This is a genomic window from Methylobacterium variabile (genome assembly GCF_001043975.1).
GTDB classification, from domain to species: domain Bacteria; phylum Pseudomonadota; class Alphaproteobacteria; order Rhizobiales; family Beijerinckiaceae; genus Methylobacterium; species Methylobacterium variabile.
On record NZ_LABY01000001.1, the window covers coordinates 18,186 to 43,816 of the forward strand.

At 71.4% G+C, this 25,631-nt stretch carries 20 protein-coding genes, 2 tRNA genes and 1 pseudogene; 3 read left to right on the forward strand and 20 right to left on the reverse strand.

Annotation, left to right across the window (positions count from 1 at the left end):
- Positions 1–46: 46 nt before the first annotated feature.
- The 14 genes and pseudogenes from VQ02_RS00105 to VQ02_RS00165 all read right to left on the reverse strand — a co-directional run bounded on the left by VQ02_RS00105 (position 47) and on the right by VQ02_RS00165 (position 13,135).
- Positions 47–904, reverse strand: coding sequence for an alpha/beta hydrolase (locus VQ02_RS00105; protein ID WP_245239573.1), 858 nt, complete (start codon positions 902–904; stop codon positions 47–49).
- Entirely contained in the window at positions 904–1,347 is a 444-nt protein-coding gene (locus VQ02_RS00110; RefSeq protein WP_048442113.1) for a RidA family protein, read from the reverse strand. Before VQ02_RS00110 ends, VQ02_RS00105 begins: the two co-directional genes overlap by 1 nt.
- Entirely contained in the window at positions 1,344–2,945 is a 1,602-nt protein-coding gene (locus tag VQ02_RS00115; RefSeq protein WP_048442134.1) for an AMP-binding protein, read from the reverse strand. The genes VQ02_RS00110 and VQ02_RS00115 overlap by 4 nt, the downstream gene beginning before the upstream one ends.
- Positions 2,946–3,096: 151 nt before the next feature.
- A complete protein-coding gene (locus VQ02_RS00120; RefSeq protein WP_048442114.1) occupies positions 3,097–4,242 on the reverse strand; it encodes an acyl-CoA dehydrogenase family protein in 1,146 nt (381 codons plus the stop codon).
- Between the two features lies 1 nt (position 4,243).
- Positions 4,244–5,077: an enoyl-CoA hydratase family protein gene (locus VQ02_RS37965; protein WP_048442135.1), complete on the reverse strand. Its 834-nt coding sequence runs from the start codon at positions 5,075–5,077 to the stop codon at positions 4,244–4,246.
- Positions 5,078–5,287: 210 nt separating this feature from the next.
- A pseudogene (locus VQ02_RS37970) lies at positions 5,288–5,653 on the reverse strand (MarR family transcriptional regulator); the annotation flags it as partial.
- Positions 5,584–6,351 (reverse strand): SDR family NAD(P)-dependent oxidoreductase, encoded by a 768-nt coding sequence (locus tag VQ02_RS00130; RefSeq protein ID WP_048442115.1) that lies wholly within the window; start codon positions 6,349–6,351, stop codon positions 5,584–5,586. The gene VQ02_RS00130 and the pseudogene VQ02_RS37970, both read right to left, overlap by 70 nt.
- Positions 6,352–6,629: 278 nt before the next feature.
- Complete coding sequence (locus VQ02_RS00135) at positions 6,630–7,886, reverse strand: flavin-dependent oxidoreductase (RefSeq protein WP_048442116.1); 1,257 nt, start codon at positions 7,884–7,886, stop codon at positions 6,630–6,632.
- A 4-nt stretch (positions 7,887–7,890) separates the two neighbouring features.
- Positions 7,891–8,349 (reverse strand): cupin domain-containing protein, encoded by a 459-nt coding sequence (locus VQ02_RS00140; protein WP_048442117.1) that lies wholly within the window; start codon positions 8,347–8,349, stop codon positions 7,891–7,893.
- A 27-nt stretch (positions 8,350–8,376) separates the two neighbouring features.
- Entirely contained in the window at positions 8,377–9,072 is a 696-nt protein-coding gene (locus tag VQ02_RS00145; RefSeq protein ID WP_048442118.1) for an ABC transporter ATP-binding protein, read from the reverse strand.
- Positions 9,072–9,824, reverse strand: coding sequence for an ABC transporter ATP-binding protein (locus tag VQ02_RS00150; protein ID WP_048442119.1), 753 nt, complete (start codon positions 9,822–9,824; stop codon positions 9,072–9,074). Before VQ02_RS00150 ends, VQ02_RS00145 begins: the two co-directional genes overlap by 1 nt.
- The gene (locus tag VQ02_RS00155; RefSeq protein WP_048442120.1) at positions 9,821–10,822 is read right to left on the reverse strand and encodes a branched-chain amino acid ABC transporter permease; all 1,002 of its coding nucleotides are present in this window, start codon (positions 10,820–10,822) and stop codon (positions 9,821–9,823) included. The genes VQ02_RS00150 and VQ02_RS00155 overlap by 4 nt, the downstream gene beginning before the upstream one ends.
- Positions 10,819–11,742, reverse strand: a complete 924-nt coding sequence (locus VQ02_RS00160; RefSeq protein WP_048442121.1) for a branched-chain amino acid ABC transporter permease — start codon at positions 11,740–11,742, stop codon at positions 10,819–10,821. Before VQ02_RS00160 ends, VQ02_RS00155 begins: the two co-directional genes overlap by 4 nt.
- 208 nt (positions 11,743–11,950) lie before the next feature.
- Positions 11,951–13,135 (reverse strand): ABC transporter substrate-binding protein, encoded by a 1,185-nt coding sequence (locus VQ02_RS00165; RefSeq protein WP_048442122.1) that lies wholly within the window; start codon positions 13,133–13,135, stop codon positions 11,951–11,953.
- Between the two features lie 384 nt (positions 13,136–13,519).
- On the opposite strand from VQ02_RS00165, the gene VQ02_RS00170 reads away from it, so the two are divergent.
- Together VQ02_RS00170 and VQ02_RS00175 are read left to right on the forward strand one after the other, a co-directional pair.
- Entirely contained in the window at positions 13,520–15,874 is a 2,355-nt protein-coding gene (locus VQ02_RS00170) for an oxidoreductase (protein WP_048442123.1), read from the forward strand.
- A gap of 206 nt (positions 15,875–16,080) precedes the next feature.
- Complete coding sequence (locus VQ02_RS00175) at positions 16,081–17,766, forward strand: methyl-accepting chemotaxis protein (RefSeq protein WP_048442124.1); 1,686 nt, start codon at positions 16,081–16,083, stop codon at positions 17,764–17,766.
- A 199-nt stretch (positions 17,767–17,965) separates the two neighbouring features.
- Here the strand turns inward: VQ02_RS00175 and argC are convergent, their stop codons facing one another.
- The 5 genes from argC to VQ02_RS00200 form a co-directional block, all read right to left on the reverse strand.
- Positions 17,966–18,943, reverse strand: coding sequence for an N-acetyl-gamma-glutamyl-phosphate reductase (gene argC, locus VQ02_RS00180; protein ID WP_048442125.1), 978 nt, complete (start codon positions 18,941–18,943; stop codon positions 17,966–17,968).
- 463 nt (positions 18,944–19,406) lie between these two features.
- Entirely contained in the window at positions 19,407–20,042 is a 636-nt protein-coding gene (locus VQ02_RS00185; RefSeq protein ID WP_053080068.1) for an alpha/beta fold hydrolase, read from the reverse strand.
- Positions 20,043–20,188: 146 nt separating this feature from the next.
- Positions 20,189–20,264 (reverse strand) — tRNA-Lys (locus VQ02_RS00190).
- Positions 20,265–20,363: 99 nt separating this feature from the next.
- Positions 20,364–20,439: transfer RNA gene (locus tag VQ02_RS00195), tRNA-Lys, on the reverse strand.
- A 157-nt stretch (positions 20,440–20,596) separates the two neighbouring features.
- Positions 20,597–22,165: a 2-isopropylmalate synthase gene (locus VQ02_RS00200; protein ID WP_048442126.1), complete on the reverse strand. Its 1,569-nt coding sequence runs from the start codon at positions 22,163–22,165 to the stop codon at positions 20,597–20,599.
- 452 nt (positions 22,166–22,617) lie between these two features.
- Here VQ02_RS00200 and VQ02_RS00205 point away from each other — a divergent pair, with 452 nt between their 5' ends.
- The gene (locus tag VQ02_RS00205) at positions 22,618–22,947 is read left to right on the forward strand and encodes a hypothetical protein (RefSeq protein ID WP_048442127.1); all 330 of its coding nucleotides are present in this window, start codon (positions 22,618–22,620) and stop codon (positions 22,945–22,947) included.
- A gap of 205 nt (positions 22,948–23,152) precedes the next feature.
- Here VQ02_RS00205 and VQ02_RS00210 read toward each other — a convergent pair whose 3' ends face one another.
- Entirely contained in the window at positions 23,153–25,237 is a 2,085-nt protein-coding gene (locus VQ02_RS00210; RefSeq protein ID WP_048442128.1) for a methyl-accepting chemotaxis protein, read from the reverse strand.
- Positions 25,238–25,631 lie beyond the last annotated feature (394 nt).

Below are 25,631 nucleotides of genomic sequence, written 5' to 3' on the forward strand. Positions count from 1 at the left end.
GTCGCGGGACGCCCGCCAAGCCGGCACGCGGGGCATAGACCAGGGGTCAGCCGCCCGCCAGCGCCCGCGTCAGGGCACTCTCCGGGTCGGCCAGGCCCTGGATGACGCTGAAATGGTGAGTTCCTGCGATCTCGAACGCCGCCGTCTCGGCCCTGAGCCCGTGCCAGACCGTCGGCAGCAGGAGGTTCTGGCGGCGGAACTCGGGGAGTTCGTCGCCCCCGGCCACGGCGATCAGCCGGGCGCCCGGGCGCGGCTCGCGCAGGGCCGGGCTCTCGGCTCGCGCCTCGTCGGCATCGAGGCGAAGGATCTCGTTCATCCCCGTGCCGAGGAGGGGGCGCAGGTCGTGGACGCCGCTGATCGAGACGACCTGCGCGATCCGACCGGCGCAGGCGAGGGACAGGTCGGTGCACAGCATCCGGGTCACGAGGTGGCCGCCGGCGGAGTGGCCGGCGAGGTGGATCGGACCCGGCACCTCGGCGGCCGCCCGATCGAGGAAGGCGGCGATCTCCGCCGTGATCGCACCGATGCGCGCCTCCGGGCAGAGGGTGTAGCTCGGCAGCGCGACCGCGAGGCCGCGGGCGAGCGGTCCCGCGGCGAGATGGGACCAGACCGAGCGGTCGAACGCCTTCCAGTAGCCGCCGTGGACGAAGACCGCGAGGCCAATGGGCGTGCCCGCCGGCAGGAACAGGTCGTAGGCGTGGCGCGGGCCCGCCCCGTAGGGCAGCCCGAGGCGGGCGCGACCCTCGGCCGCGAGGCGGTCCCGGAAGACGGCGGCGGCCTCGCTCCAGCGCGCCGGGTAGGCCCTGGCGTCCGGGATCGCCCCGACATTGTCGTAGGCGCGGCCGATGTCACCGAGCGCGCCGCCGGTGGTCCAGGACACGGCCTGCATCGCGGCGGCCCGCATCAGGCGGCGTCCGGCACGATCGCGGTCGCCTCGATCTCGACCAGTGCGCCCGGCTCGACCAGGTCGGCGACGCCGACGAGGGCCATGGCCGGGAAGTGCCGGCCCATCACCCGGCGGTAGACCGGCCCCAGCTCGGCCAGCGACGCGCGGTAGGTGTCCACGCTGCGCACGTACCAGGTCAGGCGGGCGACGTGCTCCGGCCCGGCGCCGGCCTCGCCCAGCACCGCCAGGATGTTGCGCAGGATCTGCTCGACCTGGGGCACGAAGCCCTCGGCCAGGACCTCGTTCTCGTCCCAGCCGATCAGGCCGCCGGTCATCACCACGGTGCCGCGGCCGGCCATGCCGTTGGCGTAGCCCTTCGGCTTCTTCCAGCCCGGGGGCTGGAGGGTGGTCAGCGCGGGCGCCTCCGTCTCGGGGCGGAGTGGAATCGGGCTGGCGGTCATGCGCGGTCTCCCTGGGTGGCAATGGCCTCCGCCTCGGCCTGCCGGCGCAGGGCGAAGCGTTGCAGCTTGCCGGACTCGGTCTTGGGCAGGGCGGCCACGTAGTGCACCGCCCGCGGGTACTTGTAGGGCGCGAGGTCCTGCTTGACGTGCTCCTGCAGCGCCTGGGTCAGGGCGTCGCCGCCGGTATAGCCGGGGTTCAGCACCACGTAGGCCGCCACGATGCGGCCGCGCTCCGGGCAGGGTGCCGCGACGACGCCGCACTCCGCCACCGCCGGGTGGGCGAGCAGGCTCGCCTCCACCTCCGGCCCGGCGATGTTGTAGCCGGCGGAGACGATCATGTCGTCGTTGCGGGCCTGGAACCAGAAGTAGCCGTCCTCGTCCTGAACGTAGGTGTCGCCGGTGACGTTCCAGCCGTCCTGGACGTAGACGGTCTGGCGCTCGTCGGCGAGGTAGCGGCAGCCGATCGGCCCGCGCACCGCGAGGCGTCCGGGCACCCCGGGCGGGCAGGGCTTGCCGTCCGGATCGATCACCCGGGCCTCGTAGCCGGGCACCGGCCTGCCGGTGGCGCCGGGCCGGATCTCGTCCTCCGGTGAGGCGATGAAGATGTGCAGCATCTCGGTGGCGCCGATGCCGTCCATCAGCTTGAGGCCCGTCGCCTTCAGCCAGGCATGGTACGTCGGCGCCGGCAGGGTCTCGCCGGCCGAGACGCACTTGCGCAAGCTCGACAGGTCGGCCTGCCCGACGAGCCCCAGCATCGCCCGGTAGGCGGTGGGCGCCGTGAACAGCACCGTGGCGCGGTGGCGGGCGATCGCGGCGGCCAGGTCCGCCGGCCCCGCCTTCTCGAGCAGCACCGCCCGGGCGCCGACCCGGAACGGAAACAGCACCAGCCCGCCGAGGCCGAAGGTGAAGGCCAGCGGCGGCGAGCCGATGAACACGTCGTCCTCATTCGCCCGCAGCACCTCGCGGGCGTAGGCGTCGCAGATCACCAGGAGGTCGCGCTGGTAGTGGATCGTCGCCTTCGGCAGGCCGGTGGTGCCGGAGGTGAAGCCGAGCAGGCACGGATCGTCGGCCCGGGTCGGCGGTGCCTCGAAATGGTCGGAGACGCCGGCCAGCAGGTCGCCGAGCTCGCCCCCGGCGGTGCCGCGCCAAGTGACGACCCGCACCGGCTCCGTCCGCCCTTCCGCGGCCTTCGTCATCTCGTCGATCAGCCCGGCGTCGCAGAGGGCCAGCGGGATGCGGGCCTTGTCGAGGATCTGGGTCAGCTCACGCGCCCGCAGCAGCGGCATCGTCGCCACCACGATGCCGCCCGCCTTGATGACCGCGAGGTAGAGCGCGACCTTGGTCGGGTTGTTGGCCGAGCGCAGCAGCACCCGCCCGCCCGGCACCAGCCCGAGCTTGTCGACGAGGACGTTCGCCATCCGGTCGATCTGGCGCTTCAGCTCGGCGTAGGTCCAGGTCACATCTTGGCCGGTGACACCCTGCCCGACCAGGGCCACCCGCTCGCCGTGCCCGGCCTCGACGTGCCGGTCGACCAGCTCGACGGTGGCGTTCAGCTGCTCCGGGTAGCCGAGCCGGTCGAGGTTGATGAAGTCCGGCATCCGGTGCGGCGGCGGGAGGTTGTCGCGCACGAAGGTGTCGACGTGGCAGGTCCGGGCCGGGCCGCCCCCGCCGGGGCGGGGCTCGGCGGCGGCCTCGGGATACGCGATCGCAAGGGTCTCCGGCACGGCAGCCTCCATGGGACGGTCCTCCTCAGGCGAGGATCTGGCGGGCGATGACGAGCTTCTGGACCTCGGTGGCGCCCTCGTAGATCCGGAGCGCCCGGATCTCGCGGTAGAGCGTCTCCGGCACCGAGCCGGAGCGGACGCCCTCGCCGCCGTGGAGCTGCACCGCCCGGTCGATCACCTCTTGCGCGGCTTCCGTCGCCACCATCTTGGCCATCGCGGCCTCGCGGGTGATGCGGGGCGCGCCGGAATCGCGGGTCCAGGCGGCGCGGTAGACGTGGAGCGCCGCGGTATCGATCGCTGTCGCCATCTCGGCGAGGCTGGTCTGGGTCAGCTGCATCGCCGCGAGGGGCGCCCCGAACAGGTGCCGGGATTGCGCGCGCTCCAGGGCCGCGTCGAGAGCGCGGCGGGCAAAACCCAGGGCCGCGGCGCCGACGGTCGCGCGAAAGACGTCGAGCGTCGCCATCGCGACCTTGAACCCGGCCCCGGCCGCGCCGATGCGGTTCTCCGCCGGCACGCGGCAATCGTCGAAGCGCAGCCGCGCCAGCGGGTGGGGGGCGATGGTGTCGAGGCGCTCCGCAATCGTCAGGCCGGGCGTGTCCGCCGGCACCAGGTAGGCCGAGAGGCCCCGCGCGCCCGGCGCCTCGCCGCTGCGGGTGAAGACGACGTAGTGGTCGGCAATGCCGCCGTTCGAGATCCAGGTCTTCTCGCCATCGAGCCGCACGGTTCCGTCGCCCATCGGCGTCGCCGAAAGCGCGATCTGGGCGACGTCGGAGCCCGCCTCCGGCTCGGTCAGCGCGAAGGCGGCGATGCGGCGCCCGGCCCGCACCCCGGGCAGCACCGCGTCGCGCTGCGCCGGCGTGCCGGCGAGCGTCACCGCCCCGGTGCCGAGGCCCTGCATGGCGAAGGCGAAGTCGGCGAGCCCGTCGTGGCGGGCGAAGGTCTCGCGCAGCAGGCAGAGCGCCCGCACGTCGAACACCCCGTCCTCGGGCGCGGCGAAGCGGAGGAAACCCGCGTCGCCCAGGGCCGCGACGAGGCGACGGCACGAGCCGTCGACGTCGTGATGGTCGACGAGGTCCGGCACCGTGCGGGCGGCCCAGGCGTCGGCCCGCGCCGCGAGGTCGCGGTGGCGGGGCTCGAAGAACGGCCAGTCGAGGAAGCTGCGGTCGGGCATCTCAGTTGCCCTCGAAGACCGGCTTGGTCTTGCCGGCGAAGGCCTCGAAGGCGCGGCGGAAATCCTGGGTCTTCATGCAGAGCGCCTGGGCCATCGCCTCGGCGTCGATGGCGGCATCCACCCCCATCGCCCATTCCATGTGCAGCATCCGCTTGGTCAGGCCGTTGGCGTAGGCCGGGCCCTGGACCAGGGCGCCGGCGGTCTCGCGGGCGGCACTCAGCGCCTCGCCGGCCGGCACCAGCCGGTTGAAGAAGCCCCAGCGCTCGCCCTCCTCGGCGCTCATGAAGCGGCCGGTGTAGAGCAGCTCCGAGGCCCGGCCCTGGCCGATGATCCGGGGCAGGATCGCGCAGGCCCCCATGTCGCAGCCGGCGAGCCCGACGCGGTTGAACAGGAACGCCACCTTGGCGCCGGCGGCCGCCACCCGCAGGTCGGAGGCCATGGCGATGATCGCGCCGGCCCCGGCGCAGACCCCCTCAACCGCCGCCACGACCGGCTGCGGGCAGGCCCGCATCTCCTTGACGAGGTCGCCGGTCATCGTCGTGAAGGCGTGGAGGTCGGCAGCCCCCATGGTGGTCAGCGGCTCGATGATCTCGAACACGTCGCCGCCGCTGGAGAAGTTGCCGCCGGCGCCGGTGACGACCACCGCGGTCACGCTCTCCTCGAAGCGCAGGGCCCGGAAGGTGTCGCGCAGCTCGGCGTAGCTCTCGAAGGTGAGCGGGTTCTTCTTCTCCGGCCGGTTCAAGGTCACGGTCGCGATGCCGTCCTCGATCGCGAAGCCGAAATGCTGCGGCGTGAAGCGGTCAAGCGGGGCCGCGATGGCATTCTGGCGCCTCATGGTGCCTCCCTGGCGTTTAGGCTTTGGCTTTGCGGTGGTGCCGCCCGGCCGCACCGAGGCCTTGAGGGCGGAGAGCTGCGCCGACAGCGCCTCCTGCTCGGCGGGATCGAGGGCGCCGACGAGCTCGGCGATCCAGTCGGCGTGAGCCCGGGCCATCTCGGCAAAGACCGTGCGCCCCTGCGCGGTCAGGCGCACCTGCACCGCCCGCCGGTCGGATTCCGAGACCTGGCGGTCGATCAGCTCCTCCTGCGCCAGCCGCTCGACGAGGCCGGTGACGTTGCCGTTCGAGACCATCATCCGGCGCGACAGCTCGCCGAGCTGGATGCCGTCCGGCGCGCGCTCGAGCTGCGCCATCAGGTCGAAGCGCGGCAGGGTGGTGTTGAAGCGGTCGCGCAGGCGCCGGCGGATCTCCGCCTCGATGGTGTTGGCGGTGGTGAGCAGGCGCAGCCACAGCCGCAGCTCGCTGCGGTGACCGGGGATCTCGGCAGGAATCTCGGCCTTCGCGTTCACAGCTCGCCTCCCGCCACCGCGATCGCCTGGCCGGTGACGGCGCCGGCCCCTGCACCCGCGAGCCACAAGACGGCGTCGGCCACCTCCTCGGGGCGGATCAGGCGGCCCATCGGGTTGTGGCGGGTGAATTCGGCGAGGAGGTCATCGCGGTCCCGGCCGGTCTTCGCCTCGAGCCCGTCGATGGCGTGGCCGACGAGGTCGGTGTCTGTGAAGCCGGGGCAGACCGCATTGACGGTAATGCCGGTGCCGGCCAGTTCCAGGGCGAGCGCCCGGGTCAGGCCGACGACGGCGTGCTTGGCGGCGCAGTAGGCGCTCACGTAGCCGTAGCCCTTGAGGCCGGCGGTGGAGGCGACAGTGACGATCCGCCCGGCCCCACTGGCCTTCATGGCCGGTGCGACGGCGCGGGCCGCCACCAGAACCGGCTCGAGGTTGAGGGCCATCATCCGGCGCAGGGTGTCGACGTCGCTGCGGGCGAGCGGCGCGGTCTCGGCCCCGCCGGCATTGTTGACCAGCACGTCGACCGGGCCGCCCGCCGCGGCGGCGTCCTTCAGGGCTCGCTCCAGCGCCGCCGCGTCGGAGACGTCCGCCGCCACCGCGTGGGCGGCGCCGAGTTCGCTCCGGGCGCGCTCGGAACTCTCCGGCTTGCGGCCCAGCACCGTCACCCGCTCCCCCGCCGCCACGAAACCTGCCGCGATCGCCCGCCCGATGCCGCGGGCGGCGCCGGTGACGAGGACGTGGCGGGGAGGGGAAGGGGCGTCGGCCATGGATATTTCAACCTTAAAGGATTTGGGCGCAGTACCCCTCTCCCCACAGGCGGGGAGAGGGCTTGAGGATCGAAGATCCCACCTCCCGTTCAGGGAGCGCAGCGAGCAGCGAACCGCGGGTTCGCCGCGAGGGTGAGGGGTGTTTCCGGACGAGTCTCACTCGTCGGGATCCCCTCACCCTCGCTCCGGCTGCGCCTACGCTTGCTTTGCCCCGGCAGAGGGGCAAAGCCCTCTCCCCGCGGGCGGGGAGAGGAGAATGGCTCACAACGCGGTGTGCCTCACACCGCCACCCGGAGCGGGCTCACCTTGCCCGCCACCGCGAACCCCGCCTTGCCGGCATAGCCGCTGACGATCGCCTGGCGCTCGGCGTGGCTCAGCACGTCCTCGATCCGCGAGAACCCCGCCGGGGCCCGCTTCTCGACCTCGTCGATCACCCGCTCCGGCCCGCCCTTGCGGTTGAGGAGCACGATCTCGGCGGTCTTCGGCCGGCGCTCCGCCTCGTAGGCGTGGAGCGCCTGCATCGGGTGCTCGGCCCGGGCCAGCGCGTCGCCGAGCGCCCGCGCGTCGAGGATTGCCTGCGAGGCGCCGTTGGAGCCGACCGGGTACATCGGGTGGGCGGCGTCTCCCAGGAGCGTCACCCGCCCGTGGGTCCAGCGCGGCAGCGGATCGCGGTCGCACATCGGGTATTCGAAGATCTGCGGCGTCGCCTCGACCAGCGCCGCGAGGTCGAAATCCGGCAGGGCGAAGCGCTTCGCGTAGGGCAGCACCTGCGAGCGGTGGGCGGGGCGCGACCAGCTCTCCTTCGGCGGCGGCGAGACCTTGCCATCCGCCATCTTCACGAACACCACCCAGTTCATCAGCTGGCGGCCGCCCTCGGCCTCGGCGATGGGGTAGAGCACGCATTTCGCGCCCATGCCGCCGCCGATCGCCATGGTGCGGCCGTCGCCCCAAGGCCCCCATTCGGTGGCGCCGCGCCACATCAGCACCCCGTCCCAGCGCGGCGGGCCCTCGTCGGGGAAGAAGCGGCGGCGCACCACCGAGTGGATGCCGTCGCAGGCGACCAGCACGTCGCCCCGCACGGTGCGGCCGGCGTCACCCTTGAGCGCATCGGTGAAATGGGCCGTGACCCCGGCCTCGTCCTGCAGGAAGCCGGCGAGCGACAGCCCGGTCCTCACCGCGTCCGGCCCGAGGCGCTCGCGCACCGCGTCGTACAGCACCGCCTGGAGGCGCCCGCGATGGATCGAGAATTGCGGCACCGGGTGGCCGGCGTCGATCCCGCGCGGCTCGCGCCACACCTCCTGGCCCTGGCGGTTGAAGTAGGCCAGTTCCTTCGTGCGGATCGCCACCCGGTCGAGGGCCGGCAGCAGGTCGAGCTCGGCGAGCTCGCGGATCGCGTGCGGCAGGGTGTTGATCCCGACCCCGACCTCGCGCACTTCCGCGGCCTGCTCGTAGATCTCGGCGCGGATGCCGCGCCGATGGAGCATCAGGGCGGTGGCGAGCCCACCGATGCCGGCGCCGACGATGATGACGCGCATCGCCTCACTCCGCGTCCGGGGGCGGCAGGAAGTCGACCTCGTGCTTGGCCGAGATGGCCACCACGTCGGCCGGATTGGCCTGCGGCCCGAGGTTGTGCAGGGCCCAGAACAGGTCGTAGAGGCGGCGCGCCGGCGAGACCCAGAAGAAGCACTTCACGTCCGCGTCCGAGCGGTTGAACAGCCCGTGCGGCTGGCCCCGCGGCAGCCGGATCGTGTCGCCGGGCTCGGCGACACTCTCCTGCCCGTCGAGCACCGCGGTGAGCCGCCCTTGCAGGATGTACAGGAACTCGTCCTGCGTCGGGTGGATGTGCGGCGGCACGAAGGTGCCCGGCGGGAAGGTGGCGTGCCAGGACAGCGAGCTCTCGGAGAGCTGCTTCGGCACGTAGATCTGCCCGAGGATGTTCCAGCGGACGCCCTCGATGCCCTCACCGGCGCGGGTGATGCCTGCGGTCATGGGGGTCATGCGGTCACTCCTTCGAGACAAGATGTTTTACACATGAAGGAACCGATCCTTCACCTCCGGCGCCTCGCGGAGCGCCGCGCTGGTGCCGGTCCAGACCACGCGGCCCTTCTCGATCACCACGTGGCGGTCGGCGAAGCGGGCGAGCGCGTCGACGTTCTTGTCGATCACCAGGATCGCCTCGCCCTCGTCCTTGATCGCCCGCAGGCAGGCCCAGATCTCCTCGCGGATCAGCGGCGCCAGCCCCTCCGTGGCCTCGTCGAGGACGATGAGGCGCGGGTTGGTCATCAGCGCCCGGCCGATCGCCAGCATCTGCTGCTCGCCGCCGGAGAGCTGGTCGCCGCCGTTGCGCCGCCGCTCCTTGAGCCGCGGGAACAGGCGGTAGACGGCGTCGAGATTCCACTTGGCGCCGCGCCCGCCGCGATGGGTGGCGACCAGGTTCTCCTCGACCGAGAGGGTCGGGAAGACTTGGCGGCCCTCCGGCACCAGCCCGAGGCCCCGGCGGGCGACGAGGTGGGACGGACGCCCGGCCATGTCCTCGCCGTCGATCAGGATGCGGCCGGCCCGGGGCTTGAGGAGGCCGAAGATCGACTTCACGGTCGTGGTCTTGCCCATGCCGTTGCGGCCGAGCAGCGTCACCACCTCGCCCTTGGCGACCGACAGGTCGATCCCGAACAGGATGCGGGAATCGCCGTAGGCGCTCTCCAGTCCCTCGACGGTGAGCATCAGGCCGCCTCCTCCTCGCCCAGATAGGCGGCGCGCACCGCCGGGTCGGAGCGGACCGCGTCGGGCGCCCCGCTGGCGATGACCCGGCCGTAGACCAGCACGCTCATCCGGTCGGCGAGGGCGAACACCGCCTCCATGTCGTGCTCGATGAGCACGATGGTGTGGGTGGCCTTCAGCTCGCGCATCAGCCCGACCAGGATCGCCGATTCCTCCGGGCCGGTCCCGGCCAGCGGCTCGTCGAGGAGGAGCAGGCTGGCACCGGTGGCGAGCGCCACCGCGAGTTCGAGCTGGCGCTTCTCGCCGTGCGACAGGCTGCCGGCCCGCCGGCCGGCCCGGTCGGCAAGGCCGACGCGGGCGAGCGCGGCCAGCGCCTCGTCGTTGAGCCGTGCCTCGCTGGCGGCGGGGCGGAAGAACCGGAAGCTCGAGCCGGAGCGGGCCTGCACGGCGAGCGCCACGTTCTCCAGCACCGAGAACCCGTCGAGGATCGAGGTGATCTGGAACGAGCGGGCGAGCCCCCGGCGCACCCGCGCCATCATCGGCAGGGCCGTGACGTCCTCGCCCGCGAGGTGCACCGTGCCGGAATCGCTGGGAAGGCTGCCGGAGAGCTGGTGGATCAGCGTGGTCTTGCCGGCGCCGTTCGGGCCGATGATGGCGTGCAGCTCGCCCGCCGCCACGTCGAGGCTGACGTCGTCGGTGACCTTGAGCGCGCCATAGGACTTGCGCAGGTTCCGAACGGAGAGGAGCGGGGTCACGCGCGCCTCCCCGCGAGCCGGGCCGCGAGGCCGGCGAGGCCGCCGCGGGAGAGGAGCACGACGGCGACCAGCATCAGCCCGAGGCCGAGGCGCCAGTGGTCGGAATAGTGCGCCAGCACCTCTTCCAGCGCGATGAGCGCCGCCGCTCCGGCTACCGGGCCGACGAGCGTGCCCATGCCGCCGAGCACCACCATGACGATCAGCTCGCCCGAGCGCTGCCAGCTCATGTAGGCCGGCGAGACGAACTCCGCCTGGTTGGCGAGGAGCACCCCGGCGAGGCCGGCGATCGCGCCGGCGATGACGTAGGCGGTGAGCCGGTAGGGCAGGGGGGAGAAGCCGATCGCCTGCATCCGCACCGCGTTGTCGCGGCTGCCGCGCAGGACCCGGCCGAAGCGCGAGGCGACGACGCGGCGAAGCGCCAGGAGCGCGACCGCGAGCACCGCCAGCACGAGATAGAACAGGGCCGGATCGCCCTCGACCAGCCGCATCCCGAACAGGGTCGAGCGGCCCGACAGCGGCAACCCGTCGTCGCCGCCGTAAGCGGCGAGCGAGACCATGAAGAAGTACGCCATCTGCCCGAAGGCGAGCGTGATCATGATGAAGTAGACGCCGCGGGTGCGCAGGGAGATCGCCCCGGTGACGAGGGCGAAGAGCGCGCACACGCCCGCCGCGACGGGCGCCTGGATCGCGAGGTCGCGGACGCCGTGGGCATCCAGGATGCCGACCGCGTAGGCGCCGAGGCCGATGAAGGCGGCGTGGCCGAACGAGACCATCGCGCCGTAGCCGAGGATCAGGTCGAGGGAGAGGGCGGCGAGGCCGAAGATCATCATCCGGGTCGCGGTGACGACCAGGAAGGGCAGGCCCGCGGCCTCGGCGGCGAGCGGCAGGCAGGCCAGCGCCGCCAGCACCAGCCCCGCCAGGGCGGCGCCGGGAAGCGCGGCGCGGCGCCGGGGCGGCTCGGCGGCGATGCGGGCGGCGAGCATCGGGGCGCTGCTCATCGGCTGCCCCGCGCCGGGAAGAGGCCGGAGGGCCGGAAGAACAGCACCATGGCCATCAGGATGTAGATCAGCATCGGGGCGAGCGTCCGCCCGGTCTGCGAGGCGGCCGACGCGTCCATCACGCTGCGCAGCAGGATCGGCCCGAAGGTGCGCCCGAGCTGGTCGGCGAGGCCGACGAGGAGGCCGGCCACGAAGGCGCCGCGCACCGAGCCGACGCCGCCGATGACGATGACCACGAAGGTCAGGATCAGCACCGAGTCGCCCATGCCGGGATCGACCGACAGGATCGGCGCCACCATCGCGCCGGCGAAGCCCGCCAGCATCGCGCCGAGCCCGAACACCACCAGGAACAGCCGGCGGATGTCGACGCCGAGCGCGGCCACCATCGGGCCGTTGCTGGCCCCGGCGCGCAGGCGCATGCCGAGGCGGGTGTGGTTGACGAGGAGGTGGAGCCCTAAGCCCGTGGCGAGGCCGGCCGCGATGATGGCGACCCGGTAGAGGGGATAGTGCAGGGTGCCGACGAGGCGCACCGAGCCCGACAGGGCGTCGGGCACCGGCACGCTCATCGGCGCGGCGCCCCAGACGATGCGCACGCCCTCGTTGAGGATCAGGATCAGCCCGAAGGTGGCGAGCACCTGGTCGAGGTGGTCGCGGCCGTAGAGGTGGCGCACCACCAGGAACTCGAGGGCGAGGCCGAAGGCGAGGGTCGCCGGCAGCGCCAGGACGAGGCCGAGGAGGAAGCTGCCGGTAGCGGCGGTGAGCGTCGCGGCCAGATACGCGCCGATCATGTAGAGGGCGCCGTGGGCGAGGTTAATGAGGTCCATCACCCCGAAGATCAGCGTCAGCCCCGCCGCCACCAGGAACAGCAGGATGCCGAGCTGGACGCCGTTCAGCGCCTGGATCAGGAACAGGTTGAGCATCACACGACCCGATCGTGCGGGGTTTGCCCGCCGGTTGCCGACACCCTCCGGGTCATCCCGGGGCCGCGCAGCGGAGCCCGGGATCCAGACGCGCAGGTGGTGCAGGCAACGATGCAACGGCTCCGCTTCATCCGGCACTCCCGGCGGTTCTGGATTCCGGGCTCCGCTTGCGCGGCCCCGGAATGACGAGGAGCTTCACGATCGAGGCTTACTTCATCTTGCACTCGGCGGCGTAATTATCCTGATAGTTCGAGAAGATCTTTTCCGCGATCTGGGTCTCGTACTTGCCGTCCGGGCGCTTGGCGGCCTTGACGAGGTAGAAATCCTGGATCGGGTAGTTGTTGTTGCCGATCTTGAAGTTGCCGCGCAAGGACTGGAACTCGGCGGCCTTGAGGCCGGCCCGCAGGGCGTCCTTGTCCTTGAGGTCACCCTTGGCGCGCTTGACCGCGGCGTCGATCATCAGGGCGGCGTCGTAGGCCTGCATGGCGTAGGTGCCCGGCACGCTGCCGTACTTCTTCTCGTAAGCCGCCACGAAGGCCTTGGATTGCGGGTTGTCGAGGTTCGGCGCCCAGTTGGCGCCGCCGAAGTAGCCCACCGCCGCGTCCTTCTGGGCCGGCAGGGTGCTCTCGTCCACCGTGAAGGCGGAGAGGAACGGGATGGTGCTGAGGCCCGCCTGGCGGTACTGGCGCACCAGGTTGACGCCCATGCCGCCCGGCATGAAGGCGAACACCGCGTCGGGCTGGGCCGCCGAGATCTGGGCGAGCTCGGCCGAGAAGTCGAGCTGGCCTAATGGCGTGAACATCTCGTTCACCACCTCGCCCTTGTAGGAATGCTTGAAGCCGGCGAGCGAGTCCTTGCCCGCCTGGTAGTTCGGCGCCAGCAGGACGAGGCGCTTGTAGCCCTTGTTCTGCGCGTACTTGCCCAGCACCTCGTGGACCTGATCGTTCTGGTAGGAGGAGACGAACAGGTTCGGGTTGCACTCCGCCCCGGCATAGTTCGAGGTGCCGGCGTTGGGCGAGATCAGGAAGGCGCCGCCGTCGGTCACCGGCCGCACCACCGCGCGCAGCACGTTGGAGAAGGTCGGCCCGACCACGAAGTCGACCCGGTCGCGCTTCACCAGCTCCCGCGCCTTGTTGGTGGCCACATCCGGCTTCAGCTCGTCGTCGACCGTCACCACCTCGGCGTCGAGGCCGCCGAGCTTCTTGCCCAGTGTGTCGAGGGCGAGCAGGAACCCGTCGCGGCCCTGCTCGCCGAGGACGGCGGAGGGGCCCGACAGGGTGAACATCAGCCCGACCCGGACCTTCTCGGCGCCTTGCGCGGCGGCGGGGCCGGCCAGCAGCGTGGCGCCAAGAAGCGCGGTCGCGAGGCGGCTGGCGTTCCGGATCGGCGTCATCCCGTGTGTCCCCTTCGTGTCGAGAGCATCGTCGGCACTTGTCCGGTGCGCCGCGGCCGAAGTCGAGTCGGCGCGGGATGCGAGGCGGCGCTCTTTCGTCTGAGCCCAGCCGGTCTCGCGAGGAATACTTTACGCATGAAATATCGTCTGGCAACCGCCCGTGATGATTTTTCCGCCCTGCCGCATCCGTGTGCAATGCAGCGTGCACGATGCTGAAAAACAAGCCGTTTCTTCTGCTGCACTGCACCATGGCGGTGCCTTGCCTGGGGCGCCGCAATCGGTATCCTGCGGCGAATCGGCGATCCGTCACGGCCGCCCTTGCGCCGAGATAGTTCAAGTATAAATTTTCTGCCGCGGCGCGTTCGCCGCCTCAGGAGGAGCCCCATGCGCGTCACGGTGATCGGCGGCGGACCCGGTGGGCTCTACTGCGCGCTCCTGACCAAGAAGCGCCGCCCCGGCTGGCAGGTCGAGGTCTACGAGCAGAACCGGGCCGACGACACGTTCGGCTTCGGCGTCGTGTTCTCCGACGAGACCCTGCACGAGTTCCTGTCGCGCGATCCCCGCTCCTTCGACCGCATCCGCGACGCGTTCTCGTACTGGGACGACGTCGCGATCCACAAGCAGGGCCGGGTCATGCGCTGCGGCGGCAACGGCTTTGCCGGGGTGAGCCGGATGCGGCTCCTCCAGATCCTGCAGGAGCGCTGCCGCGAGGAGGGGGTGGAGCTCCACTTCGGCGAGAGCATCCCGCCGGACCAGCTCAGTGTCCGCTTCCCCGATTCCGACGTGATCGTCGCCTGCGACGGCATCAACTCGCGCATCCGCGAGCATTTTCGCGAAGCGTTCCTCCCCGAGGTCGAGATCAAGTCCAACCGCTTCTGCTGGATGGGCTCGACCCGGCCGATGGACGAGTTCAACTACTTCTTCCGCGAGACGCCGCACGGCATCGTCTGCGCCCACACCTACCAGTACGAGCCCGGCCGCTCGACCTGGGTGTTCGAGATGGACGAGGCCTGCTGGCAGGGCCACGGCTTCACCGAGACCGACGAGGAGGGCGCGCGCCGGGTCCTGGAAGGCCTCTACGCCGAGGAATTGCAGGGCCACGGCCTGCTCCTCAACCGCTCGACCTGGCGCCGCTTCCCGCGGATCTTCTGCCATCGCTGGTCGCACGGCAACATCGTGCTCCTGGGCGACGCCAAGGCCTCGGCCCATTTCTCGATCGGCTCGGGCACCAAGCTCGCGATGGAATGCGCCATCGCCCTCTCGGACGCGCTCGTCGAGAAGGGCGAGGAGGACGTCCAGGCGGCGTTCGCGGCCTACGACCGGGCCCGGCGCACGCCGTGCCAGGTGGTGCAGCACAATGCCGACGTGTCGCTGGCCTGGTTCGAGCACATGAGCCGCTCCTGGGACATGGACGCGGAGCAGTTCTCGATGGTGGTGATGTGCCGGGCGAAGTCCATCACCTACGACAACCTGGTGGTGCGCGACCCGGCCTACGTGGCGGCGGTGGACGACGCGTTCTACGCCCGCCTCCACGCCGAGACCGGCGAGGATTACCGCGAGAGCCGGCCGACGCCGATGTTCACGCGGCTGCGCTTGCGCGAGATGACGATCCCGAACCGGGTCGCGATGGCGCCGATGGCGCAGTACTCGGCCGACGCGGGCGGCAACCTCACCGACTGGCACTTCGTGCACTACACCTCGCACGCGCTCGGCGGCCCGGGCCTCTTGTTCACCGAGATGACCTGCCCGTCGGCGGAGGCCCGCATCACCCCGGGCTGCCCCGGCCTGTGGACCGACGCGCACGAGGCCCAGTGGCGCCGCATCGTCGACTTCGTCCACGCTCACACCGACACGAAGATCGTGATGCAGCTGGGGCATGCCGGGCGAAAGGGCTCGACGCAGGTCGGCTGGGAGCGGATGGACCGGCCGCTGCCTGACGGAAACTGGCCGATCGTCTCGGCCTCCGCCATCCCCTACCTCGATGGCGTGAGCCAGGTCCCGGACGCCCTCGACCGGGCCGGCATGGACCGGGTGCGCGACGACTTCGTGCAAGCCGCCGAGCGGGCGGCGCGCGCCGGCTTCGACATGCTGGAGCTGCACTGCGCCCACGGCTACCTGCTCGCCTCCTTCCTGTCGCCGCTCACCAACACCCGCACCGACGAGTACGGCGGGTCGATCGCGAACCGCCTGCGCTTCCCGCTCGAGGTCTTCTCCGCCATGCGGGCGGCCTGGCCGGCGGAGCGGCCGATGTCGGTGCGCATCTCCGCCACCGACTGGGCCGAGGGCGGCATGACCGAGGCCGACACGGTGGCGGTGGCCGAGGCCCTGCAGGAGGCCGGCTGCGACCTCGTCGACGTCTCGGCCGGCCAGACCGTCGCCGACCAGCGCCCGGTCTACGGAAGGATGTTCCAGGTCCAGTTCGCCGACGCGATCCGCAACCGCGCCCGCATGGCCGTAATGGCGGTGGGAGCGATCACGGAAGCGGGTCAGGTCAACACCATCCTGCATACCCGCCGGGCCGACATCGTGGCGCTCGGCCGGCCGCACCTGTGGAACCCCAACTTCTGCCGCCAGGCCTCTGCCTGGTACGATGCCCGCACGCAGGTCTGGCCAAAGCCCTACCTGCCGGGCCGCGACCAGGCCCACCGCGAGCTGCCGAAGCTGCGCGAGCAGGAGATCGCCCTGCGCCGCAAGGCCCGGCCGCGGCCGCACCAGGCCGGGCGCGAGGCGGCGGAGTAGAGCGGCGCGCCCCGAGGACCCAGCCGGGCAAGGTGCGCAGGGCGCAGCGTCCTGCCCGGTTGATAGGCTTGCCTGCGGATTTTGTCGTCGTTCAGGTGCTTCGTGCTCCAGGAACGCTGCCCTTCACTAAGGACTAACAAAGATGGTCTAATGCATGGACACGCCTCAGATCCGGGGTGGTTGTGTCGATGCTGGGCAGTCTCAGGATGAAGTTGTCAATCAAGCATGTCCTGATCGGGACGATCATGACGTTGATGCTGTTCAGCGTGGCCCAGGGCGGCAACGGGATCTTGCGGCTGATGACGCTGCGGGACGACATCGTCGAGATCGCCCGCACCCGGATCCCGGCCTCGAACCTGATCAGCCAGATCTATGCCGAAACTCAGTCCTACCGGATCCATCTCTATCGCTTCGTCGTGACCTCGACCGACGATGCCGCCTACGACCGCAACGAGCAGAGCCTGACCGACAGCCGCAAGGCGCTGATCGACCTGCAGGCGCGGTACGAGCCGTTGATTTCCGGGGCCGAGGAGCGGGCCGCGTTCGGGCGGTTCGTCACCCACTGGAACCACTATCTCGAGGGCCAGAAGCTGGTGACCGGTGCGATGGCGGCCGGTGACCAGGCCTCGGCGCTCGCGACGCTCACCAGCCCTGAGATGACCGGCACCAACGCCGAGGCCACCGGCGCACTGAAGGCGATCGTCGCGATGAATGCCGGCGCCGCCCTGGCGAGCGCCGAGCGCAGCAGCGACAGCGCGAGCGGCGGCATCCTGGCGGCGATGGTGATGACGGCGCTCGCGCTCGCGGCGGCGACCGGCGCGATCGTCTTCAGCCTCCTGGGCGTCGCCCGCCCGATCGCCCGCATGACCGCCGCGATGGGCCGTCTCGCCCACCACGACCTGACGGTGGAGATTCCCGGTACCGGCCGGCGCGACGAGATCGGCGCGATGGCGAGCGCCGTCCAGGTGTTCAAGGAGAGCATGGTGCGCGCCCGCGCTCTGGAGGAGGAGACGGTGCTCGCCCGCGCCTCGGCCGAGGAGCAGCGCCGCGCCGGCATGCGCCAGATGGCCGACGCCTTCGAGCGGGCGGTCGGCGGCATCGTCGGTCAGGTCTCCGCCTCGGCCACCGAGCTGCAGGCCACCGCCCAGACCATGACTGCCACCGCGACCCAGACCGCCGCCCAGTCGACCGCCGTGGCCGCCGCTGCCGAGGAGGCGTCCTCGAACGTCGGCACCGTCGCCGCCGCGGCGGAAGAGCTGGGTGCGTCCGTCCAGGAGATCGGCCGCCAGGTCGACGGCTCGGCGCGCCTGGCCCGGAGCGCCGTGGCCGAGGCCGGGCAGACCGCGCATCAGGTCCGCGCACTGACCGAGGCCACCGCCCGCATCGGCGACGTGGTCGGGCTGATCTCCTCGATCGCAGCCCAGACCAACCTGCTGGCCCTCAACGCCACCATCGAGGCAGCGCGCGCCGGCGCGGCGGGACGGGGCTTCGCGGTGGTCGCAGCCGAGGTCAAGGAGCTGGCCGGCCAGACCGCGAAGGCGACCGAGGAGATCACGAGCCAGATCGCGGCGATCCAGGCCTCGACCGGCCAGGCGGCGGGCGCGATCGGCCAGATCACGGCGCGGATCGAGGAGATCTCGGGCGTGGCAACGAGCATCGCGGCGGCGGTGGAGCAGCAGGGGGCGGCCACCCCCGAGATCGTGCGCAACGTGTCTCAGGCCGCGGCCGGGACTGGCGATGTGACGGCCAACATCGCCGGGGTGGCCGGTGCCGCCGAGGAGACCGGTGCGGCCGCATCGCAGGTGCTCGCCTCGGCCTCTGAATTGTCGCGCCAGTCGGAGCACCTCTCGGCCGAGGTCGCCCGCTTCCTCGACACCGTACGGGCGGCTTGAAAGCCGCACCGGCCTGACAGCCGCTCTTCGGGCGGCCTGAGGTCCACCCGCGGGAGGCCCGACAGGATCGTCCCCGGTGGCGCCGACGGCAGTCGGCCGGTCCGGTCGGCGCTTCACGATCCTGGCAATCATCGCCTCTCCCCGCCCGCGGGGAGAGGCTGAGATCGTCTGCGGTGGAGTTCCCCGGAACCCGCCTTCGTCAGGGCCAGACGGGGACGCCCTCCAGTCCCGCGGTCTCCGGCAGGCCGCAGATCAGGTTCGCGTTCTGCACCGCTTGGCCGGCCGCTCCCTTGCCGAGATTGTCGACAGCGCCCATCGCGATCACCAGATCGCGCTCCGGATCGGCCGCGTAGCTGACGAATGCGAGGTTCGAGCCGCTCGCCCATTTGGTCTGCGGCGGCGTGTCGGTCACGCGGACGAAGGCCCGCCCGGCGTAGAAGCGCCGGGCCGCGTCCAGGCACTCGGCCGTGGTGACGCGGCCGCGGCAATAGATCGTGGCGAGGAGACCACGGGTCATCGGCACCAGATGCGGCGTGAACACCAGCCCGGCCGCGCTGCCGCCGCTCAGCTGCTCGATCGTCCTGGCCATCTCGGGCATGTGGACGTGCTTGAGCAGGCCGTAGGGCACCAGGTTCTCGTTGCTCTCGGCGTAGCCGAACCGGCTGTCGGCGCCGCCGCGGCCGGCACCGGAGATGCCGGTCTTGGCGTCGATCACGATGTTGCCGGGCTCGATCAGCCTGTCGGCCAAGAGCGGCGCCAGCGCGGTCAGCGTCGCCGCGGGAAAGCAGCCGGGATTGGCGACGCGGCTCCGGCCCTCGATCCGGTCTGGCCAGACGTCGGCCAGGCCGTACGCCCAGCCCTCGACGTAGCGATGGTCGCCGCCGATATCGACGATCTTCACGTCCTTGGACACGCGCGCCAGCGCCTCGGCCGAGGTGCCGGTGGGCAGGGACGCGAACAGCACGTCGAGCTTCGGCAGGGTCGCAGGATCCCACTTCTCGATCACCATGTCGGCCAGCTTGGCCGGCACGCCGGGAAAGCGGTCCACCAGACGGCGGCCGGCGCTGCCCTCGCCCGCGGCGTAGACGAGCTCGAAGGACGGGTGGCCGGCGATCAGGCGCATCGTCTCGCCGCCGCCGAAGCCGCTGATCCCGATAATGCCGACGCGAATGCTCATGGGGGTGTCCTTCCGTGGTTCGGGCAAAAGAAAACCCCCGAAGCCGAGGGCTGCGGGGGTTTCGAGAACGCGGGCCGGGGCCGCCTCCGGCGAGTGGGACTACGGTAAGGCAGCCATCACGCGGAAGGGCGCTGATCGACGCGCAGCCGAGACGCCGCCGCTCGGGTGAAGCGGCGTCGGCGTCGATCGCAAAGGGTCCGGTTCTCGATCATGTCCCCGCGACACTGTTCCCGCCCTGATTCCTCGTCAAGCGGAATGTCCGCCGGCCATCCTGACAGCTCTCTGCACGGTCCCCCGGACCTGCCCGATGACCGTGCGGCGCCTGCGTCGATCCCGGCCTGCCCAGGGCGAGATCCGGTTCGGTGAACCGGGAGAAGACCCGCACAGGTGCTGTCCGCTCCCACGCGACCCTGCGCAGCACCGGCGACTGAACGCGAATGTTCTGATTGGGGCCGATACGAGGTCAGCATGCCCGGTCGGGAGGCGGAAGCCAGGCCGTCAGGGCGTCCAGCACCATCGCCGCCGTGTCCGGATGGTCCATCAGCCAAGTGTGATGGGCCGGCACCGCGCGCCATCGCTCGCCGGCGCCGAGCTGGGCGCGCTCCAGGCTGACCAAGCCGTCGTGCGGCCTCGGGATCCTGCGGCGGAAGAACGGGATGAGGACCTGTGTGCCGGCCACGACCGCCATCGGGCAAGCCGGCACCGGGATCGCCCCGGAGGCGTCGACGCGCAGGTCGTGGATCGCCGGACCGAACACCGCCCGCCCGAGCCGCGATGCCGACACGATGTCGGCCGCCTCGCTGCCGCGGTTGGGCGTGCCCAGCATCACGATGCCGGCCGCCAAGTCCGGGTCCGGTGTGGCGAGGTGACGAGCGACGAGGCCGCCCATGGAATGCCCGACGAGGACGATCGGGCCCCCGGCCCGGTGCCGTATCGCCGTTATGGCCGGCCGGAGGTGCTCGGCGCAGGCGGCGATGCCGAGGCGGCGGGACGGGTAGCCGAGAGTCTCCACGCGATAGCCGGCGGCGGCGATGCGGGCCGCGAGCCTCGCCATGCTGCGCCGCGTGCGCCCCAACCCGTGCAGCAGCACCACCGTCATGCTCGCCCCTGGGCGGGACCACTTCGCGTCGTCATCCGACTCAGCCGAAATCCACGGCGTGCGACCGGCCGCTCGTGTGGGGGAGCAGATGCCCCGTCCGGACCACCGCACGACCGCTTCGATCCGTAACTTAAATTGGAAGGGAGTGGTGGGCGCACTAGGGCTCGAACCTAGGACCCGCTGATTAAGAGTCAGCTGCTCTACCAACTGAGCTATGCGCCCGTCGCTCGCGAGAGCGAAAGGGGAACGGCCACCAACCGTTCCTATGGTGCCGGCCACCCGAAGGTCAGCCGATGGCAGTTACCGCGAGAGTAACTTGAATGGTGGGCGCACTAGGGCTCGAACCTAGGACCCGCTGATTAAGAGTCAGCTGCTCTACCAACTGAGCTATGCGCCCGTCGCTCACAGGAGCGAACCCGGGGAAGCCACCAACCGCCCCGGCGGTGAGGGTCGTTTAATGGGCCGGCGGGGGGCTGTCCAGTCCCGATCCCGCCGGCCGGTTGATTTTTTGCCGGTTCACTCGCCCCGGCCGACGCGGCCCGCTCCGTGGCGGCTCACTCGGCCGCGGCGTGCTGGGCGTGCAGGCGGCTGGCGCCGGCCATCAGCTTGTTGAGGGCGGCGAGGTAGGCCTTGGCGGAGGCGACCAGGGTGTCCGGGTCGGCGCCGCGGGCGGTGACGATGCGGTCGTCCTGGCGCAGGCGCACCGAGACCTCGGCCTGGGCGTCGCTGCCCCCGGTGACCGCGTGGACGTCGTAGAGCTCCAGCGAGGCCTCGTGCGGCACCAGGGCCTGGATGGCGTTGAACACCGCGTCGACCGGGCCGTTGCCGTCGACCTCCTCGGTGACGACGCGGTCCTCAATGGCGAGCTTCATCGTCGCTCGCTGCGGGCCGCGGGTGCCGGCGACCACCGTCAGGGAGACGAGGCGGATGCGGTTCTGGGCGGTGGCCAGGTTCTCGTCGACCAGCGCCTCGATGTCCTCGTCGTAGACGTGCTTCTTGCGGTCGGCCAGAGCCTTGAAGCGCTCGAAGGCGTCCTGGAACTGGTTGTCGGACAACTTGTAGCCCATGTCGTCGAGCTTCGAGCGGAAGGCGGCCCGGCCCGAATGCTTGCCCATCACCAGGGAGGTCTTGTGCACGCCGACCGATTCCGGCGTCATGATCTCGTAGGTGGTCTGGTTCTTCAGCATCCCGTCCTGGTGGATGCCGCTCTCGTGCGCGAAGGCGTTCCGGCCGACGATCGCCTTGTTGTACTGCACCGGGAAGTGGGTGGCGCCGGCCACCATCTTCGAGGCGCGGACCAGCTGGGTGGTGTCGATGCCGGTCTCGTAGGGCAATACGTCGGCGCGGGTCTTGATCGCCATCACGATCTCCTCCAGCGCCGCGTTGCCGGCCCGCTCGCCGATGCCGTTGATGGTGCACTCGATCTGGCGCGCGCCGCCCTCGATGCCGGCGAGCGAGTTCGCTACCGCCAACCCTAAGTCGTTGTGGCAGTGAACCGAGAACACCGCCTTGTCGGCGTTCGGCACACGCTCGCGCACGGCGCGGAACATCGCCCGGTACTCCTCGGGCGTGGCGTAGCCGACCGTGTCGGGCAGGTTGATGGTGGTGGCGCCCATCCGGATCGCCGCCTCGACGCAGCGGCACAGGTAGTCGATCGGCGTGCGGGTCGCGTCCATCGCCGACCACTCGACGTCCTCGACGAGGTCGCGGGCCTGGGCCACCGTCTTGACGATGATCTCCAGCACCTCGTCCTCGGTCTTGCGCATCTGGTGGGCGAGGTGGATCGGCGAGGTCGACACGAAGGTGTGGATGCGCCCGCGACGCGCGAAGCGCACCGCCTCGCCGGCCCGCGCGATGTCGGCCGGGATCGCCCGGGCGAGGCCGGCGATCACCGCCGACTTCGATCGCCGGGCGATCTCCGCCACCGCCTCGAAGTCGCCGTTGGAGGCGATCGGGAAGCCGGCCTCGATGATGTCGACGCCCATCGCGTCGAGCATCTCGGCCACCGCCAGCTTCTCCTCCAGCGTCATGGTGGCGCCGGGGCACTGCTCGCCGTCGCGCAGGGTGGTGTCGAAGATCAGCACGCGCTCGGGGGAGGAGGGGCGGGCAGCGAAGTCGGTCATGGTTCGGAATCCTGGTTCGCCCGGGAAGCAGGTCGCGCGGGCGCGGCGTTCAAGAAGGTGTCTCGGTCCTCAGATCCCCCAAGGGCCCAGGCGCGCGCCCGGACGGCCCTCAGGGGCTGGTAAGGAGAAGAAGGCCGCCGAGGAGGAGCGCGCGCGACCGCGCCGCCGAGAGGGCGGTCGTCGGAAGCGTCAGCGGGGAGCCGGCATGAGCCACGGCTCGCGTCTCCTGAGGGGTGATGAGCCCGGTGCGAGGGGGCCTCGTGTACAGGGCCCGGGGAACGATGACAAGGGCGCGATGACAAGCCGCGGCCCAAGTCTTCAGGTCCGGGCAAGTCGTCGGCCCGTGCAGGTCGTCGACGCGTGCAGGCCGCATCGGCCCGCGATTGACCACCCCGGCCGTGCTTGCCACAAGCTTGGCCGCACGTGCTCACTTCCCAAGCTGGAGCCTTCCCGTGTCGCACCTGAAGCCCGGGCTCGCCCTCGTGGCCCTCCTCGCTCTCGCCGCCTGCCAGTCGAAGCCGGCCGCCCCGCCCGCCGCCGCGATCGGCCCGGTCGCGGGCCTGCCGGCCGCGGTGCCCCCCGGCGGCGCCGGCTGCGGCCCGGCCATCGCCCGCACCCAGGCGGTGGTCGACAGCGACGTTGCCACCGGCAACCTCAACGCCCCGGTCGGGAAGCGCTTCTCGGCCGATCTCGCCAACGCCTCCGCGGCCTGCGAGGCCGGCCGGGACGGCGAGGCGCTGCGCCTCCTCGCGGCGGCGAAGGCCCGCTACGGCTACCCGTAATACCGCCGCGCCTTCGAACGGACCCGTTCGGAGGCGCAAGGCAAGCCCGAACGGGCGCCGGCGCTGATGCGCCGGACGCCTTCGCATCGACGTGTCGATGCGAAGGCGCGAGGGTATAAGAGGACATCGATCGGGCCCGAGGCCGCGATCCAGCACATGGAGGGCCCGGCCGAAGCCGAGCCCTCCAGAGAGCCGCCTTCGCAGGTCAGGCCGCGCGCACGCTGGCCAGGAACCGCTTCACCTCGGCGTCGAGGTGCTCGGACTGGCGCGACAGTTCGGAGGCCGATGCCAGCACCTGGCTCGCCGCCGCCCCCGTCTCCTCGGCGGCGCCCGCCACGGTGACCACGCTCGTCGTCACCTCGCCGGTACCGGCCGCCGCCTGGGCGACGTTGCGCACGATCTCCTGCGTCGCCGCACCCTGCTGCTCCACCGTGGCCGCGACCGAGGCGGCGACGCCCGCGATCTCCCGGATGCGGGTGCTGATCCCGCCGATCGCGCCGACCGCCTCGCCCGTCGAGCCCTGGATCAGGCCGATCTGACGGCCGATCTCGTCGGTCGCTCGCGCGGTCTGGCCCGCCAGCTCCTTCACCTCGGCGGCGACCACCGCGAAGCCGCGTCCCGCCGTGCCGGCGCGCGCCGCCTCGATGGTGGCGTTCAGGGCCAGAAGGTTGGTCTGGGCGGCGATCTGCGAGATCAGCGCCACCACATCGCCGATGCGGCTCGCCGCCTGCGACAGGTCCTGCACCAGCCCCGCCGTGGCGTTCGCCTCGGCGACCGCATTCCGCGCGAGGTCGGCCGAGTCCGTGACCTGCCGGCCGATCTCGGCCACCGACGCGCCGAGTTCTTCGGCAGCCGCCGCCACCGTGCCGACGTTGGTGGCCGCCTGGTTGGCGGCGGCGGCGGCGCTGGTCGACTGGGCCGCGGTCGCGCCGGCGGTCGCGCTCATGCTGCGGGCGGTCGCCTGCAGCTCGCTCGCGGCGGAGGAGACCATGCCGACGATGCCGCCGACCGCCGCCTCGAACCCGTCGGCCATCTGGCGCATGCCGGCCTTGCGCTGTTCCTCCGCCGAGGCGCGGGCGAGCGCCGTCTCCTCCTCCAGCCGGCGGGTGCGGATCAGGTTCTCGCGAAAGACCTCCAGGGCTCCCGCCATCGCGCCGATCTCGTCGCGGCGCCCGCCACAGGGGATCGCGGATGCCGTGTCCCCGCCGGCCAGCCGGCGCATGGCGCCGGTCATGGTCGCGAGCGGACCGGTCACCCCGTGGGAGACCCAGACCATCCCCCCGAGGCTGAGCACCAGGACGAGCACCAGCAGCGATCCCTGGATGGCGAGCTCGGTCCGGGCGGCATCGGCCGTCGCGCCCGCGACACGTTCGAGTTCGACGACCGAGGCGAGCGCGACGGCGGCGATGGTGTCGAGCGCGGGTGTCGACTGGGCGCGCGACTCGGCCAGCGTCGGACGCGGCAGCGAGGGGTCGATCAGGGCGGGCAGGAGGGCCCTGGTCCGTTCCGCGAAAGGACCCTCGAAGTAGCCGATCCATGCCCGATCGACGGTGGCCTTCAGCTCGGGCGCGCCGTTCAGGGCGTCGGAAATGCCGCGGGCGATGGTGAAGGCGAACAGCGCCTCGCGGCCGAACACGGCGAAGTCGAACTGCTCCTTGGCGGTCATCGCGCGATTCTTCGCCAGGACGTCGTTGACCATCAGGTGGGCGTTGCCGGCGAGCGATCGGGCCGACCAGCTCATCTCCCGCAGGCGCAGGAGGTTGGACAGGCCCGAATCCTTCAGGCGCAGCCGCGTCTCTGTCGCGCGGATCAGGGCGTCCACGGCGCCGTTGAGGCCCAGGTGAGCCTCGTTGATGCGCTTCGCGAGGCCGGGATCGCGGGTGGTCAAGGGCTTGCCCAGGCTGGCGTCGAGCTCCGCCCGGATCCGCTTCCAGACGTCGTAGGTCTCGACCACCGGGCGGGGATCGAGGCGCTCGTCGGCTGCGTCGGAGGACAGCACCGCGAGGGCGCCGGACAGCGCCTCGTCGGAGAGTTTGCGGCGCTTCGCCAGATCCGCGAGGTTGGCGTCGAGCTTGGAAGCCTCGAGCATCAGGCCCGAGACGGCACTGCCGCGCTCGAAGCGCAGTTCCGAGAGGCCGTGGGTGAGAAGACGGTCCACCTTGGCCAGGTGCGCGGCCTCCACGGATCGGGTCCATCGCTCGTAGGCGCCGTGAAGGTCCCGACTGACCGTAAGCGTCGCGAAGATGGTTAATAACGAAAGCATGCCGATCAGACGTGTCTTCACCGACATTCCCGTGGCCTATCTATCTTACGGTGGGGATCGGAGGGCGCACCGCATCGATAAGGTGACGTTCATTAAGAAAATGACCCTGAGGCACGGAACCACCCCGATCGGAGCGAGGTTTTCTCCGGTTCGAGCTGGATACAGGTCCGGTGCGGCCCGTGCGCGGCCTGCCTCGCACAGTTTTGGCGTCATCGGCGTGGCCTGACGCCTGTCTCTCCTGTTCACGATCCGGGAACGCGGGGCCTGCGGCTCAGGCCAGCGAGACGTGCGGCCCGCCTCGGCGTTGCGAGAGGCCGACACGGCCATCCGTCACCGCACCAGCGTCGCCGAGGTCAGTACACGTCCCCCTCCGCCGGGGTGGCGGGGGTAGGCCGGCTCACGCCCGGGGTCTGCGGGCGCG